Source organism: Paenibacillus sp. J5 (assembly GCF_054955055.1).
This window is the reverse complement of record NZ_JBUEDD010000006.1, coordinates 102,517-119,328: the sequence shown is the minus strand read 5'-3', so window position 1 is coordinate 119,328 and position 16,812 is coordinate 102,517. Positions and strand designations below refer to the sequence as shown.

General features: G+C 55.5%; 14 protein-coding genes. All 14 read right to left on the bottom strand.

Going from position 1 to position 16,812, the window contains the following annotated elements; translation table 11 throughout:
• Positions 1-24: 24 nt before the first annotated feature.
• A complete protein-coding gene (locus tag ACY1JZ_RS12890) occupies positions 25-1,359 on the bottom strand; it encodes a UDP-glucose dehydrogenase family protein (RefSeq protein ID WP_462629511.1) in 1,335 nt (444 codons plus the stop codon).
• A gap of 19 nt (positions 1,360-1,378) precedes the next feature.
• On the bottom strand, positions 1,379-2,782 hold the full coding sequence (locus tag ACY1JZ_RS12885) for a sugar phosphate nucleotidyltransferase (RefSeq protein WP_462629510.1): 1,404 nt from the start codon (positions 2,780-2,782) through the stop codon (positions 1,379-1,381).
• Positions 2,783-2,873: 91 nt separating this feature from the next.
• A complete protein-coding gene (gene murJ / locus ACY1JZ_RS12880; RefSeq protein WP_462629509.1) occupies positions 2,874-4,427 on the bottom strand; it encodes a murein biosynthesis integral membrane protein MurJ in 1,554 nt (517 codons plus the stop codon).
• 15 nt (positions 4,428-4,442) lie between these two features.
• A complete protein-coding gene (locus tag ACY1JZ_RS12875; RefSeq protein ID WP_462629508.1) occupies positions 4,443-5,612 on the bottom strand; it encodes a glycosyltransferase family 4 protein in 1,170 nt (389 codons plus the stop codon).
• Between the two features lie 22 nt (positions 5,613-5,634).
• On the bottom strand, positions 5,635-6,813 hold the full coding sequence (locus ACY1JZ_RS12870) for a glycosyltransferase family 4 protein (protein ID WP_462629507.1): 1,179 nt from the start codon (positions 6,811-6,813) through the stop codon (positions 5,635-5,637).
• Entirely contained in the window at positions 6,810-7,832 is a 1,023-nt protein-coding gene (gene rfbB, locus ACY1JZ_RS12865) for a dTDP-glucose 4,6-dehydratase (protein ID WP_462629506.1), read from the bottom strand. Before rfbB ends, ACY1JZ_RS12870 begins: the two co-directional genes overlap by 4 nt.
• A gap of 16 nt (positions 7,833-7,848) precedes the next feature.
• Positions 7,849-8,607, bottom strand: a complete 759-nt coding sequence (locus ACY1JZ_RS12860; RefSeq protein WP_462629505.1) for a sugar phosphate nucleotidyltransferase — start codon at positions 8,605-8,607, stop codon at positions 7,849-7,851.
• Between the two features lie 68 nt (positions 8,608-8,675).
• Positions 8,676-9,932 (bottom strand): hypothetical protein, encoded by a 1,257-nt coding sequence (locus ACY1JZ_RS12855; RefSeq protein WP_462629504.1) that lies wholly within the window; start codon positions 9,930-9,932, stop codon positions 8,676-8,678.
• Between the two features lie 20 nt (positions 9,933-9,952).
• The gene (locus tag ACY1JZ_RS12850) at positions 9,953-11,158 is read right to left on the bottom strand and encodes a glycosyltransferase family 4 protein (RefSeq protein WP_462629502.1); all 1,206 of its coding nucleotides are present in this window, start codon (positions 11,156-11,158) and stop codon (positions 9,953-9,955) included.
• Positions 11,130-12,413: a glycosyltransferase family 4 protein gene (locus ACY1JZ_RS12845; protein ID WP_462629500.1), complete on the bottom strand. Its 1,284-nt coding sequence runs from the start codon at positions 12,411-12,413 to the stop codon at positions 11,130-11,132. Before ACY1JZ_RS12845 ends, ACY1JZ_RS12850 begins: the two co-directional genes overlap by 29 nt.
• 22 nt (positions 12,414-12,435) lie before the next feature.
• On the bottom strand, positions 12,436-13,335 hold the full coding sequence (locus ACY1JZ_RS12840) for a glycosyltransferase family 2 protein (protein WP_462629498.1): 900 nt from the start codon (positions 13,333-13,335) through the stop codon (positions 12,436-12,438).
• A 136-nt stretch (positions 13,336-13,471) separates the two neighbouring features.
• A complete protein-coding gene (locus ACY1JZ_RS12835; protein WP_462629496.1) occupies positions 13,472-14,971 on the bottom strand; it encodes a pectate lyase family protein in 1,500 nt (499 codons plus the stop codon).
• 43 nt (positions 14,972-15,014) lie between these two features.
• Positions 15,015-15,707 (bottom strand): sugar transferase, encoded by a 693-nt coding sequence (locus ACY1JZ_RS12830; RefSeq protein ID WP_462629494.1) that lies wholly within the window; start codon positions 15,705-15,707, stop codon positions 15,015-15,017.
• Positions 15,704-16,612: a UTP--glucose-1-phosphate uridylyltransferase GalU gene (gene galU, locus ACY1JZ_RS12825; protein WP_462629492.1), complete on the bottom strand. Its 909-nt coding sequence runs from the start codon at positions 16,610-16,612 to the stop codon at positions 15,704-15,706. The genes ACY1JZ_RS12830 and galU overlap by 4 nt, the downstream gene beginning before the upstream one ends.
• Positions 16,613-16,812: the final 200 nt, after the last annotated feature.

Here is a 16,812-nt window from a genome sequence, read left to right as displayed (position 1 = left end):
AAAACCGGCTTCTTGTGTCGGCCTTTACAGCAAAATAGGGATTCCTTCCCGAACGCCGCAGCGAATATGGGGTCTGCCCACAGAATAATAGGCAAAATCCGTTGCCAGGAGCTGCTCCTCCGTGAACACGTTGCGACCATCAATCAGGTTGGGCGCCTTGAGCCAGCTCCTTATGTCATGCAGCGAATATTCTGCGAACTCCCGCCACTCCGTCAACAGGCACAGCGCATCCGCTCCTGTCGCCGCATCCTGGGCATCCTTGGCATAGTATAGCCGCTCATGCTCGATCAACTGCCGGAAATTGCCGGCAGCCACCGGATCATACGCCTGCACCGAAGCGCCGCGCTTGAGCAGCTCCTCTACAATATCGAGCGCTGGCGCCGCGCGCACATCATCCGTCTCCGGCTTGAACGCCAGTCCCCAGATGGCAACCGTGCGACCCCGAAGCTCGCCTAGCAAGGCCTCTAATTTGGTGATCACATTGTATCGCTGGTCGTTATTGACCTCCACCACGGCCTTCAGCAGCTTGAACTCGTAATCGACATGCCCGGCAATTTGGATCAGTGCTTGCGTATCCTTGGGGAAGCAGGAGCCTCCGTAGCCGATCCCGGCTTGCAGGAAGGCGGGGCCGATACGGTGGTCGAAGCCCATCCCGGCGGCTACCCTCGTCACATCTGCTCCGACCTTCTCGCAGATGTTCGCAATTTCGTTAATGAAGGATATTTTCGTCGCCAAAAAGGCATTCGACGCATACTTGATCATCTCTGCGCTGCGAATGTCGGTGACGATGATCTGATCGGTAAGCTGCTGGTGCAGCTCCTTGATCCGCTCCGCCGCCTCCGGCTGCGCCGCCCCGATAATGATACGGTCCGGGTGAAACGTATCGCGAACCGCCGATCCCTCCCGCAAAAATTCGGGCACCGACACGACATCGAACGGCTGCTCCGTCACGCTGCGAATAAGCGCCGACAATCTCTCATTCGTACCGACCGGCACCGTGCTCTTCGTCATGATGATGCGATAGCCCTCCATCGCCGCAGCGATCTCCAGAGCCGCCTGCTCGATATAGGCAAGGTTAGCCTCACCGCTTGGCAGCGGCGGCGTACCGACCGCCAGAATGATAATATCGGAGCACCTCACAGCCTCTCTCGTATCCTCCGTGAAGGATAATCGCCCGGCTTGCATGTTGCGCCGCATCAGGTCCTCCAAACCCGGCTCATAGATGGGCACCTCGCCTCGCTGTAGAATAGCGACCTTGTCCGCATCCTGATCCACACAGATGACCTCATTGCCCAGCTCCGCAAAGCATACGCCGGAGACCAGTCCCACATATCCCGTGCCGATTACGGCCAGCCTCATTCCGCTCACCTCGCCTTTTTTATCTACAATACTCCAGAATGTCCGACCACACCAGACACAGCCGATAAATATCCTCCTCGATCAGCTCCGTGCCCGACTGCACCTCAATAATTTCCAGCGGTGACAGCGCCCGGATGCTGTGCAGCATCCCCGCCGGAATCTTCACGACATCACCCGCGCTTACTTGGCTATAGACGCCGCCCAGGATCAGCTCTCCACTACCAGCAATGATCGTCCACACTTCATTGCGCTTTTGATGGTATTGATAGCTCAGATTGCAGCCTTGCTTCATCCGAATGCGCTTGGTCAACACCTCATTGCCCTCGCTGTATTTCACATAATCAATAACCTTATAGCTGCCCCAGCGGCGCTCCTCGTACATCGGGCGATGCTCGGTGCCCTTGAGCACCTCCTTGATCCGGTAGCTCTGTTCCTTGGAGCTGACGAGGATACCATCCGGGCTCGCGGCCACGATCAGATCGGAAGCGCCCAGCACGGTGACCGGAATATCCAGCTCATTAATGAGACAGGTCCCCTTGGCGTCCTCCGTCACAATCCCTCTGCCCACCACCTGCCGCTTCATCTCGCCTGTCAGCATCTCCCATGTGCCCAGATCGCGCCACGAGCCCGCATAGGGCAGAACGACGATGCTCGCGGCCTGCTCCACCACCTGGTAATCAAAGCTGATCTGGGGCATTCGGCTATATTGCTTGAGCATCTCATCATAATGGATAGGCAGCCCGAGCGTAATCAGCAGATTGATCATATAGTCGAGCTTGAAGGCGAATACGCCGCAGTTCCACAGCGCGGACTGCTCCAGCAGCGCCTCCGCCTCCGCCTTGCACGGCTTCTCCTTAAAATGATGCACCCTGTAGCCATTGCAGCAGCCATCTATTGCCTCCATGCCCTCATGCACAGCCTCATCCCCTGATGCCGAATCAGGAACAATATAGCCGTAATTTTCTGAAGGGGTGCTCGGCTGCACGCCAATCAGCGCAAGCTCGGCCTGCGACCGGTTCAGCACGCCCTCCAGCTCCTTGAGCTTGTCAAAAAATTCAGCCTCCACGTAAGGATCGACCGGCATCACCACGATCGTCTCCTTCAGCGATGCGCCGGCTACAGAATACAGATAAGCAGCCGTAAGCGCGATCGCCGGGAAGGTGTCGCGCCGCTCTGGCTCTACAACCACCGCCGCCCGCTCCCCCAACTGGCTGCTGATCATATCCACCTGGGACTTGCTTGTTGCTATGTAGGTCTCCTGCTCCAGCCCTGCCGCCCGAATCTGGCCCCATACCCGCTGAACCATCGATTCCGGCTCTCCCTCCCTGTTCTGCAGCACCTTGAGAAACTGCTTGGATCTCGCATCATTGGACAGCGGCCACAGACGTTTGCCCGAGCCGCCGGACAGTAGCACCAGCTTCATCTCCATCGCACTCCTTATCTATCTGTAGGCTGAGGCCAGCTCGATACCCGGCCTTGCATGTCTTCCATCGTTTCTTGCATCGCTTCTTGCATCACATCGAGGCGGACTTAAAATAAGGCTTCAACCGTCTGGCGACCATCTCCCGCAGCATCGCCATTTCCTCCACACGCAGCAGATGAATGCCGAGGGCATAGACCAGCATTCCGCAGAGGATGCTGGCGGAGACAGCAGCCAGGTTGAATGGCACAAGCGCATAGGCTGCTGCGTAGCTGTAATGAACCGCAATCCCCATCACCAGACTGGCGATGCATACCTTCACGAAGGTAACCGCAATCGGCAGCCATCCGTAGTTGCCAATCTTGCGATGCAGGCTGTGCATGAGCAGCAGTGTCGCGACGATGCCGGAGATTGAGGTGGCCAGTGCCAGTCCCCCCAGTCCCATAGATGGCACCAGAACCAATGACAGGATAATATTCAGCACGACCGCCATGGAGCCGTTAATCATCGCCGCTTTGGTCTCCTTAATCGCAAAAAAAGCCCGGGTCACAACATCCCGAAGCAAAAAGCCGGCCAGGCCGATCGTATAGAAGAGTAGGGCGACAGCGGTCAGCTCGCTCGCTGTACGGTCGAACATGCCCCGCTCGAACACGATCTGGATAATCGGCAGCCGCAGCACGATGAAGCCTACAGAGACCGGAAGGGTAATCAGCAGCGCGATATTGATCGTATTGCGTAGCAGCTTTTTGAACAGCTCGCTTTGCCCGGCGGCAAAATAATTGGACATGGAGGTGTAGAAGACCGATACGACCGCCGCCGAGAGCAGTCCGATCACGAACAGGCTGAGCCGATTGGAGAAATTAAGTGCCGCGATGCTCCCTTCCGGCAGGCCGGATGCCATCACCCGGTCCACGAGGGCATTGATCTGCTGAATGCCCGAGCCGATCATAATCGGGATGATCAGAATTCCGATCCGCCGCAGCCCCTCCTCCTTCAGATCCAGATTGAAATGAAATCGGTAGCCGAGCTTCCGTGAATAGGGATAGAGCAGCAGCACCTGACCAAATGTCGCCACCACGAGCGATACGGCGAGGCCCTGTACGCCGAAATAATCGGTGACAAGCAGCATCGAGCCAATCAACAGCACATTCAATGGAATACCGATCATCGCGGGAGCAATATAATTGCCGTGGTTTTGCAGCTTGGCGCTATTAAGCGCCAGGATCGTGTTGAAGGTCACCATCGGAATCATAATCCGGGTCAGCTCGACAGTGAGTGTCAAGGCTTCCGGCGGGAAATTGGGCGTAAACAGCCTGACCAGTTGCTCTGTGAACAGCAGACCGAGCAGGCTGATCAGCACCGTCATGCCGATCGTCACCGTATAGACCACATCGAGGAATCGGTTCGTATCCTGCTTGCTCTTATGAAGGATGTAATCCGACATGACAGGGATAAAGGTCGTTCCCAGTGCCGGCACCATAATGCCGGTCATAATCTGGATGACCGACTGCGCCATCAGATACGTGTCCGAATACAGACTCGTTCCGTAGGTCGCTGCCAGCACGACATCCCGCAGAAACCCTGTCAATCGGCTGGCAAAGGTAATGACCGTCACCAGAATAGCCGCGCTTACGATGTTTTTGGACATACTTCCGCTCCTTGCCTAGTGAACAGCAGCCTGCTGCTTCTGCCGAATATGATGCTCGAACAGCGCCAGGTAGTGAACGGACATGCGCTCCCAATGATGGCTCAGCGCAACCTGCCTGGCCGCCTCTCCCCGTCTTTGCAGCTCCTCCGGGCTATCGATCAACTGGTGGAACAGCTCGCCCAGTGCCTGATCATCATCCGGGTCATCCAGCACAAAGCCCGGCGATAAGCTGCCCTCCGTTCTTTCGATAATCTCTGTTACCCCGGACTGCTCGGTAATGATGACAGGCAAGCCGGACGCCAGCGCCTCCAGCACAACCAGGCTGCAGGCTTCATAGCGGGAAGGGAAGATGAACAGATCGACTTGACGCATCAGATGATTCACATCTGAACGGTAGCCAAGGAAGGTGACCCGATCCTCGATCCCGAGAGTAGCCGCCAGTTGCGGATAGATGCTGTCTTGCGTATCGCCGGCGACGAGCAGATGCAGCCGCTCCGCATGCACCATTGCCTTCAGCACCGTGTCCAGATTTTTGCGCGGTGTACGAATGTCCCCGGCGAACAAGCCGACGACACGACCGGGCGGCAGTGGCCACTGCTCGCGACCGCCCTTGGGCGCCGGATAGAACTCATTCGTATCGACGCCATTGGTGATGACGTGTACCTTGCTCCGGTCGATCCCCAGTTCCACCATCTCCTCCTTCACCTTGCTGGACACTGCGATGATAGCCGAGCTTTGCCGGAATGCAACCCGCTCCAGCCAGGAATTGACCATCGTATATAGCCCGAAGTACCACCGCTTCCACGTCGGATCGACCCGGAAGCTGTGCACCGGCGATTGAAACCATGCGCTATGCACAAAGTGCACGGCGTTGAAGTCGCCTCTGGCCCAGGTGATGAAGCCATTGACCAGCACGATGTCCACCTTCTCCTGCCTGCGCAGCGTCTGCACGGCCAGACCGCTCTTGAGCGCGAAGAGCTGATAGCCCAGCAATACAGGCAGCCTGCGGGGATAGGTCACCGGAATAAACGTGAACCTCGGATGCGCCAGCAGCTCCTCTGCCGCCTCGCTCCCTACCACATACACGTCGGCTCCGCGCTTCAATGCCTCGGCAGCAATCTCATAATTGACTCTGCCCTGCCCATTCCCCTTCATAACCCGGTGGGTTACAATACAAATTCTCATCTCACATCACCGCTTCCCTTGCTTAGCTCAGCTTGCTCAGTAACTGTATCCGATGCTCCCACAGACAATGCTTGGTGACCCAGTCATAGCCATCGTTGCCCATCTGCCTGGCTAACTGACGATCCTGCATCAACTGGCGGATCTTCTCCGCAAGCTCCTGCTCGTCGAGCGGATCGACCAGATAGCCGGTCTGCCGATCAAGCACAGCGTCCGGTATCCCCCCGCTTCGCCCGCCAATGACCGGGAGCCGGTGATAGTTCGCTTCGAGAAACACGATGCCGAAGCCCTCCACATCTCCCTTGTCCCTGATCTCGCGGCTTGGCATAACGAACAGCTCCGCTTGCGCGTACCACTCATACAATTGCTCATCCGACACGGTACCGGTGAAGAGCACATGTCCGCTTACGCCGCATTCCTCGGCAAGCTTCTCCAGACGCTGCCGATCCGGCCCATCGCCGCAGATGACATACAGCAGCTCCGGCATATCGTCGGCCAACTGCCGCAGCGCCCGAATCACCATATCATGTCCCTTCCGCTCCACCAGTCGGGCAACCGTAATGAGCACCCTCCTGCCCTGCAGCGGGGGGTCGCCCTGCCGGGTCTCGCTCATCGTCGGTCGCGCTTCTCCGATCTGCGCAGCCGCTGCCGCTCGCAGCTTGTACTTGGCCGTGTTCAGCCCTGGCGGAATGATCACAAGCTGCTCCCCTGAGAAACCCAGCTCACGGATGCGCTGCTCCGTGTAGCGGCTATTGACTACGATATTGTCCGCTCGCCCAAGCAGCCATCTCAACACGCCGAACTTGCGGCTATGCCGCATCCCCAGCACATCCAGACCGTGAACATAGCAATAATACTTGACGCCAAATATCGCCTTCATGAACGGCCCTGCCACGCCGACCGGGTAGACATTGACGAAATGCAGCTCATCATACCGCCATACCAGCTTGAGCCGCACGAGCTGCACGAGCAAGTTGAGATACGCCAGCAGTTGCCGCAGCTTGCTGCCGCCGCCAAAGATCATGCGCCGGATAACCGTATGGCCGCACTCGCGGTCGAACTGCTCGCTTGCTGCACGGTCTGTACTGTAATGAGCGAGCACGGCCGTATCTTGTAGAGGCAAGTGCGAGACCAGCCCATAGGCGTAGTCATGAATCCCTCCCTTATCCGGCGGGAAATCAATCGCGACGAACAATCTTCTCATATCGCCCCCTGATTGCTGCCGTACTGAAGCTCATAATAGTGGCGATACGTTCCATCCTTGACCCGCTGCCACCATGCAGTATGTGTACGGTACCATGCGATGGTCTCTGCCAATCCCTCGTCAAAGGCATACTTCGGACGCCAGCCCAGCTCTGACCGCAGCTTGGAAGCATCAATGGCATAGCGGCGATCATGCCCCTGACGGTCGGCTACGTAACGAATGCTGCTGATCGGCAGCGAGAGCTGTGACAATATCGCCTGTACCACCTCCAGATTCGTTCGCTCGTTGTTGCCGCCGACATTGTACACCTCGCCCGCGCGTCCGTCATGCAGCACGAGATCGATGGCTGCCGCATGATCCTCAACATGCAGCCAATCCCGAACATGAAGTCCATCTCCATAGACTGGAAGAGGCTCCCCCTCCAATGCGTTCGTAATCATGAGCGGGATGAGCTTCTCCGGAAAATGATAGGGGCCGTAATTGTTCGAGCAGCGCGTAATGCATACCGGCAGCCCATACGTATGATGGTAGGCTTGCACCAGTAGATCCGAGCTGGCCTTGCTGGCCGAATATGGACTATTCGGCGCGAGCGGCGTCTGCTCGGTGAAGAACCCTTCCGCCCCCAGCGAGCCGTACACCTCATCGGTAGAGATATGAATGAACCTCGCTATGCCTTGCTTGCGTGCTGCCTCCAGCAGCCGATGCGTGCCGACCACATTCGTGCGAATGAATTGATCCGGCTCCATAATGCTGCGGTCAACATGAGATTCAGCCGCAAAATGGACGATCGCATCGGCCTTGCAGGAAGCCAGCGTCTGCTCCACCTGCCCTGCATCGGCAATGTCTCCTTGGATAAACCTGTAATTAGGCAAATGCTCGACCTCACGCAAGTTATCCAGATTGCCTGCATAGGTCAGCTTGTCATAGTTGATCAATGTGTAATCCGGGTAGCGCTTCAACATATAACGAATGAAGTTGCTCCCGATGAATCCGGCACCGCCCGTCACGACGATCCTCATCGTCTCCACTCCCCTCCTATTGCTTCGCCGCACCTTGCATGAGGCTGGCGCTGTATCCTTCTCCCGGCTGAGTGCTGACCATCTCATTCGCTCGCGACCACGATTCATGTGTGCCGGCATCCGTCCACCAGCCCTGCAAAATATCGAAGGTCAACTGACCCTGACGGATATAGACATTGTTGACATCCGTAATCTCCAGCTCTCCGCGTCCCGACGGCTTCAAGGTCTGAATCATCTCGAATACCTGGGCATCATACATGTAGATTCCTGTGACCGCATAATGACTCTTCGGCTGCTGCGGCTTCTCCTCGATGGCGGCGATCAGCTCCCCTTGAATCTCGGCTACCCCGTACCGTTGCGGATCAGGCACCTGGTGAAGCAGGATTTTTGCACCGCTTCCCTGGCGCCGGAAGTTGTCGATGTAAGGCCGCAGAGGTTCGGAGAATATATTGTCTCCCAGCAGCACAATCATCTCCTCCTCCTTCACGAAGCTCTCCGCCAGTGCCAGCGCTTGGGCAATCCCGCCCGCCTGATCCTGTACCTTGTAGGAGAACGATGCGCCGAATTCGGTGCCGCTCCCTAGCAGATTGACCACATCCCCCATATGCTCCTTGCCCGTAATAATGATGATGTCTGTTATCCCAGCTTCGACGAGCTTATGGATCGCATGGTAGATCATCGGGTATTTCCCCACGGGCAGCAGATGCTTGTTGGTCACCTTCGTTAACGGGTACAGTCTTGAACCGGTTCCGCCTGCGAGTATGACTCCCTTCATGTCTCACCACTCCTTAATAGAGGTTGGAGGGCAGCAGCAGTTCTCTTCACCTGCGCCGCAGCTCCTGATCAGGGTCTGTACATGGACATCCCCAGCATGTAGAACAAAAACACATTAAACGGGTAAATCTCCAGCGAGCTCGTCACAAGAAACGAGACCACTGTCCCTGCAAGCAGAGCAATGGAGGCTCGCACGTCCCGCCGCTCCGGCGCGGCATTCTTCACCAGCCGGATGAACACCACCGTGAACAGAAGCAGGAAAAATAATAGCCCCACAGCACCTAGCTGTTGATAGATGCTAAGCACTTGGTTATCTACGGCATAGCTCTTGGATAGCTCATCCCCCAGAAAGGCTGTCCGCTGACTGGCTGCGCCCACAATCCCGAGCCCTTGGCCGAATAGACCCTGGAAGGAAAGAAGCGGCTGCAGATGATCCCCCCAATTACTGAAACGAATCAACAGCGAGGTGGTCGAGATCATGGCGCCTTGGCTGCTGACGATCGGCAGCACGATGGCCAGCACAGCGGGAAGGAAGCACAGCCCCGCAATAAATAATTGCTTGCCCTGCCTTTTGCCCAGCAGATAGAGGCAGCACAGGATCAGCTCGGCGACCAGCCACAGGACGAGTGCGGAACGAATCGTGGACAGATACAGAAACACGAGCGTATTCGCCCGGAGGAGCATACCCGCCCACCATAGCCCTTTCAGCCGCTTGGCCTGCTCCAGAATGATGCTGACGACAGCCAGCGTGTAGGCATAGGCGTCAGGACTCACCGTCCAGGAGGAATAGCGGGGCGTGCCGTCCACGAAGCCTTTGACATTCACGCCATAGACGTAGTTATACTTCAGGATGAGCTGATCGATGCCGATAAAGCTTTGAACGAGCCACCCTGCAATCAGCAGCACATAGACGACCAGAAAGGTACGAATGAAGCTGACCTGCACACGTCCAAAGTACATGCCCATGAACAGCATCAGCATTGGCAGCACCGTAATCTTCACCCCGTAAATATAGCTTAATGTTCCATTGTATGAGGTATAGATGCTCAAGCCGAGGACAGGAAAAGCCGCGATGCAAAATAGCAGCAAATCTCTGGAGCGATCGGTGCAGTGATGAAAGGTCAGCCTGAGGCTGCACAAAAAAAAGAAGACCAGGAACAGGTCTTTAATTGAACGAACGAAAAAATTATCCGCGTGAATCGAGATGAAGCCGTAGAGGGAGGCCAGCAATATGAAGGCGATCATGACGATATTCAAATCGACGGCTCCGGCCTCTCTGTGGCTCTGCCCGTCCGTTGCGAGCTCCCAACGTAATGTACTGCTCATCAAGCGCACCTCTCCATTCGCTAAGCCAGCCGCACAGCCGCAAATTGTTCGGTACAGCGGGCATATATATCCAGATGCTGACGAATATTTTCCTCGACCGAAAATTTCTGCGCATAGGAATGACATCTCTGACGCAATGCCGCTCGCTCCATAGGGTCCATATTACGGAGCCGTATGATCGCCTGCTGCAAGCTGTCTCTATTTTGGGATTGAAATAAATGACCGGGGTCAATAATGACTTCGGGTATGCCCCCCACCTTGGATGCGAGCACGGGCGTTCCTGCCTGATACGCCTCTATAATGACTCTCCCGAACGGCTCGTTCCAGATGGATGGCACAATGAGCGCATCGAGCGTGCTCATGCGATGCACGGTCTCCTCCAGGCTCAGCTTGCCCGTGAACCGGATACGCGAGTCGCCTGCATGCAGCCCCTCCAGCCTCTGGCGCTGTGTGCCCTCGCCGATCACGATGGCTTCTCTCACCGTCTGCTCTGGCAATTGGCGCACCGCATCGAGGAACACATCCACCCCTTTGTTCGGCTCCAGTTGTCCGACGAAGCCGAGCCGCAGGGCTGGGCTGCCGCCGCCGCCTCTCCAGCCTATCCCATCTGCTTCCTTGAGCGGAACGACCGCGTTGGCAACCGTATACCGCTCTGCCTGAGGAAACAAGTGATGTCGCAGATGCTCGTTCAATATAAATCGGGAGATGCCGATCACACTGTGAACATACCTGCTCTTGCGTGCTGCAAGCTTCCTGTACACCGCACAATACCAGGACAGCTTCATCGGCTCCAGCAAGGCATAGTCCCGCAGCGTATGCGCAATCGGAATCCTTCTCTCATAGGCAGACTGCCAGACGGCCAGGCTGATGCCGGATAGATTCTGGGTATGAATCAGTGCAGGCTGTACGGAATCGAGCAGTTGGTCAACTAATCTCTTCTGTGCATAGTTGTACATGTTTCTCAGATGCCAGCCCAGCTTGACGATGGAGGTATGGCGCTCCTTGTCAGGCAGCCAGTATAGATTGTTGTAGGGCAATCTGTACAGGGTCGCACCATTGCGCTCCTCTTGCTGTATCCCTTCGCTTCTGGCATTCGGCCCTACAGTGACGACCGATACTGGACAATGCTTGCTCATGCCCTCCGCCAAAATCTGTGTCGAAATCTCGGCCCCCCCAATCATATGAGGAGCATACAGACTATGAAAATACATGACTCCGCGATTCATCGATCACATTCCTTTGTTGGGGATTATCGTTACCGGATAACACAACACCCAGGTCGTCTTCCAAGATGCGCCTTAGCACCGCATAATGTCCCTCAATGCTGAACCAGCGCTCCGCATAATGACGGCCGTGTGCGGCAAGCTGCTGTGCGGCACTTCGATGGGTGAGCGCCCATAAGACTTGCTCTGCAAAGGGATGGGGCTCATCAGCCACTAAGATATGCTCCTGATGCTGGAGATCTGTGCCATCTATGCCTACTGAGGTCGTAATGACGCTCTTCCCGTCCAGCAGCGCCTCGATGAGCTTGATCTTCACGCCAGCTCCGTAGCGGAGCGGGACGATAATGGTGCTGAATTGCCGCAGCACCTCGCCGGAGCGCTCCACGTAGCCTAATGCGCGCACATTGGGGTAGGAGCCCCACTGCTCTGAGCCATTGCCGAATATCGTTAATTCGGCTCCCGGAAGCTGCTGGAGCACAAGCGGCCATGCCTGCTCCAGAAACCAGCGAATACCGTCCTGATTCACCTCCAACGTGTAGTCGCCAAAGGTCAGCAGGCGAGGCCCGTCTATGAGCGTCTCCTCTGTGTGGTTGCGATGCACCGATAACGGAAAGGCCGCGGGCAGATGCTCGCCACGACTGGCAAGACTGGTGAGACTGGACATGGCCCCCTCCGGTGCGGCCAGCGCACCGAGGCCGCTATGAAACTGCTGCCGTTCACGCTCGGAGATAAAGAGCAGACGGTTAAACTCCCGGAACCCTCTCCGCTCCCATCGGCTCAGTCGCCAGGCATCCAGCCGGTAGGCGAATGCCCTGAGCTTGCTTGGCGTAATCCTGGCAAATTGCCGATAGTATTCACTCTCGATGTTATGGAGCCGCAAATAATTGAGCTTGGCCTGAACGAGTCCCTGCTGCCAGTACGGATACATAAATTCCGATTCACAGATTGCAATATCATAGTGCTGATCCTTCAGATAGCGGGCAATGCGGCGATGGAATCGGCTGGCTGACGCAATGGGCATATGCCAGCATTGCAGCGGCAAACGCTTGGGGTACAGATGCAGACGGACGTTCGAGGGCAGCTCAATTGCACTGTCTTGCGAGCACTGGTCATGGTCATCGATTGCAATGACATCCAGCTCAAATCCAGCCAAGCGGCTGAGCGAGAGCACACGACCCAGGATGTCCTGCTGACCGCCAATTTTGTGCTTGCGAACCGGGTTTTTTAGCGACATAATGAGTACACGGTAACGGTTCAATGACATTCTCCTTTCCGCTACCTTATTTCAGATATAGCGAATATTTCCGCTTCAAGCCGTGAGGGAGCAAGCGGTGTCGCTTGCCCAGGTTGTAGCCGATAAATTTGGCCGCCGTATCCAGCAACGCATATGGTACCAGTCTCAGCTTACGCCGATGGTAGAGATGGCGGATCTGCCTGCGTACCATGCGCAAGCCCTCCTTCTCATTGGAGACATGCGCAAAGTCCTGCCATGTATGCTGAAAGGCCATCCCGATGTCGAAATAACGCTTGAATTGCTGGGTGAGCGTGTAATTATGGGAATGGAAAACCTGTGCCTCGGCACAGTAATGCACGCTGTAATTCCGACTGATCGCCCGTTGCGCGAAGATCATATCCTCGTTCAGTATGATCTTCTCCGGGAACATGCCGAGCGCGAAGAAGACCTCTGCCTTGTACATGCAGCATACGTTAGACGAGAAATAGGTTTTGATCCCCAGCTCCGCCAGCCTCTGCTTATTCTTCTCCAGCGATTGACTCGGGTAATTGAAGGTACGCGCAAACACCTCCAGCTCATGCGCCTGTTCGCGCGGAATCTGCCGGGCATAGCAGGCAGCCGCCTGCTGCTGTCTGCAGCAAGCAAGCAATCGCGCCAATAACTTGTCATCGCAAGGGAGCGCATCCTGTGTCATGAACAGCAGATAATCTCCCGATGCGCGCGAGGCCATCGTATTTCTCGTGCTCCCATGGTCAAAGGAGGCATTCGGAATCACCTCCAGTTGAACCCCCGGGTACTCACGGATCACCTGCACCGTATCATCTGTGGAGGAGGAGTCGGTAATGATAATTTCAATCGGCTCGTCGACCTGCTGTGAATACAAGCCCTCCAGCAAGAGCCGAATATAAGAGCCTGCGTTATAGGTTGGGATAAGAATTGAGATCATAGGTTCCACTCCATTCCGGTTCAGTGATCATCTACAAAAAGAAAACACGCCCTATGCCACTGCGCCGAAGTCACGACACATGCAGCATGAACAGCGTGTTGCAAGCCTCCTCAGTAATCCAGGCGCTGCGCTTGGGCTAATAGAACGCAAACGGTACAACCATAACCCGCCGGTCTGAGCCTAACCGATTTTTGACCACAATATTTCCCTGATCCACATACACATTCAATTTGCCGTCATGATCCGTCTCCCCGGAGGCTACACTCGCGCTGCCCCCAACAAATATCGGGTACAGATCCTTCCCTGCGGAGTACACCATGGCCACCGCATCCGGCGTATAAAAGTCGGCATAGATGAGATAGACTCCCCGTTTATTCGGGTTATTGGCAAAGCTTAGCGAGAAGATGTGCTTGCTTGCCTGCGGGATCATCTCTTGAAGTCCGGCGAAGGAGGTTGCCCGTAGTTGACCATCCCAGGTTGCATGCGAGGCGGCTGTTCCGACATGAAGCGAAGCATCCTGTGCATATTCAACATGAATATCCGCATACGATGTGCTGCGTTGCCTGACGGTAATCGGTACATTCACCTGCTTGCGCACGCGCAGCATTCCCTTATCGCCCTTGGTGAACGGGTAGCTGTCACCGATAATCTCGATTCCTGCTCCGCCTTCTACCCGGACAACATCTATGGCATAGTCTCGCGGGTACGTCTCCAACATAAACTTGCTTGCTTTATCCACATCCCAGGAGAATCCAGGCTGGAGAATTCTCAGGGTCGACACGACCGGGCTCGCTCCCTGCGCATAGTCAGAGTAGATCGCAGCGTTCCCTATCTGTTCAAATCGCGTATGATCGAGATTCACATCCATCAGAAACAGATTCTTGCCCCCACTCTCGCTAGGCCGAGGCTCGCAATAGATCGCAAACGGCGCATGACCGCAGTGGCTATCCCTCATCGACAAGCCCTCGATACCTTGTGAAGCATTGGTCGCAATGTTAGCGAAGCTGTTATGATTGACCTGCGAGTGAAGAATGGAATAGTCGCCTGTGCACTTACTGATATAGATCCCGTAGTAGTTGTACTCAATCCAACAATTCATAAGCTTGATATGTCCGACCTCGTTGGCGTAATCGAGTCCCTTGTCAAACCCGGTTACCCAGCAATACTCTATACTTGCTGCACAGTGGCCGACGATCTGAAGACCGTCGCATTTTGCATTGGCTTCCCCTAGCGCGTACTGTCCGGGGCCTGTGAAATTAATGTTCTTGATAATCGGATGCCGACTTCCCCATCCTGGTGTCCGGTCGACGATGACAGCCGGTATCCCGGAGCCTAACGCGGAGAATCGAAGTCTCGTCGCTGTAATATCTCCGACTAATCCCACGCCATTCACACGCAGTTGCCTGTTGAGCACATAGCGGCCAGCAGGAATGTAGACCGCGCAGCCCTGCGGTGTATTCATAAAGGCGAATTTGGCTTCATTCAACGCCCCTTGAATCGCACACCAATCCAGCTCATCATCGAGCGAAGCTGCATGAGGATACGTCTGCTGAGCTTGCACCAGTGTTGTAAAGCTCTGTGACAAGGGATGTGACAGCCCATCGCCAACTGCACCGAAATCCTTGGGGTTTAACATGTTGGGGACCTCCTGCCTATAGTTCTGGTATGTTGACTCCCCATTAATATGCATCCTTGGTGCCGAATAGCACACGGAACGTCTTCATGATTAACAAGAGGTCGAAGGCAAGGCTGCTGCGCTCGATATACTTCAGATCCAGCTCAACCATCTGCTCGAAGCTGAGGCTGCTGCGACCGCTCACCTGCCACAAGCCCGTGCAACCGGGAATGACGAGCAGGCGCTGCTTATGATAGCTGCTATATTCCGCTACTTCTCGCGGCAATGCAGGACGCGGGCCGACCAGGCTCATCTCGCCCTTCAGCACATTGATGAGCTGCGGCAGCTCATCGAGGCTGGTACGGCGGATGAACCGTCCGATGCGGGTTACGCGCGGGTCATGCTTGATCTTGAACATCGCCCCGCTAATCTCATTTCGCTCCTGCAGCGTGTTCAGCAGTTGCTCGGCATTGCGTACCATCGAACGGAACTTGTACATTTTGAACAGCTTGCCGTCCTTGCCAATCCGCATCTGATGAAACAATACAGGACCATCTCGATCCTCCAGCTTGATCAGGATACCGATTAGGAGGAGCAATGGCGACAGCAGCAGGATGCCGGTCACGGCAGCGCCAATATCCATGAGACGCTTCATATTTATATAGAAGATATATTTCCGTTCCTTTGCTTTCATTGCATAATAGGAGCGGACCTCCAGGGCGAGCTGCCCCTTCTCTTGGGGGGAGGACAGACTCATGCGCCCTCACCTCGGCTCACCAGCAGATGGTGGAGACGCTCCTTGCCGAGCAGGTCCTCAAGCATCGACAGCAGCGGAAGCCTCAGCTCCTCATTCTTCAAGGCGAATTCCAGCGTCGTCAGGATGAATCCGAGCTTCTCCCCGACATCATATCGTACTCCTTCAAAATCATAGGCCAATACGCCTTGCTGTGCATTCAGCTTCTGAATGGCATCCGTCAGTTGAATCTCGCCGCCAGCCCCTTCCTCCTGCTCGTCCAAAAAGTCGAAGATGTCCGGCGTTAGCACATAACGTCCCATAATCGCAAGCGTCGATGGTGCGTGACCTTGCGGCGGCTTCTCGACAAAGCCATTCACCTGGTACAGCCGCCCTTGGGAGCTGAGCGGGTCAACGATGCCATAGCGATGCGTCTGCGAGGCGGGCACATGCTGGACACCGATCACTGAACGCCCGGTCTGCTCATACTGCGCTGCCAGTTGCTGAATGCAGGGCACCTCCGCCTCGACAATATCGTCCCCCAGCAGCACAGCGAACGGCTCGTTGCCAATGAAGTTGCGGGCGCACCATACCGCATGGCCGAGCCCCTTGGCCTCCTTTTGCCGGATGTAATGAATATCTACATTGGAGGAACGGCGCACTTCATCCAGCAGACCGAGCTTACCCTTGCTGAACAGATTATGCTCCAACTCGAATGCATGGTCAAAGTGATCCTCAATGGCTCGTTTTCCCTTGCCTGTGACGATGATGATGTCCTCAATGCCCGAGGCGGTTGCTTCCTCGACAATATACTGAATGGTTGGCTTGTCTACGATGGGCAGCATCTCTTTAGGCATCGCTTTGGTAGCAGGCAAAAATCGGGTTCCCAGTCCAGCAGCAGGAATAATGGCTTTTCTGACCTTTTTCATTCCCATCCTCCTATCCCTTATGTAAGGTAAAAAAATAAATAACACCCTTTGAGTCGGTGTCATGGCACGTAGGCTCAACGGGGATTATTTAGATTTTCAACTCGATAACCTAGGTCGTGTCTGAACACTCTGCACGGATCAGATCTGGCCGAATTTTCGTTCCAGGCAAGGCGCTTTTTCGCAGGCGTACCGGGGGTACG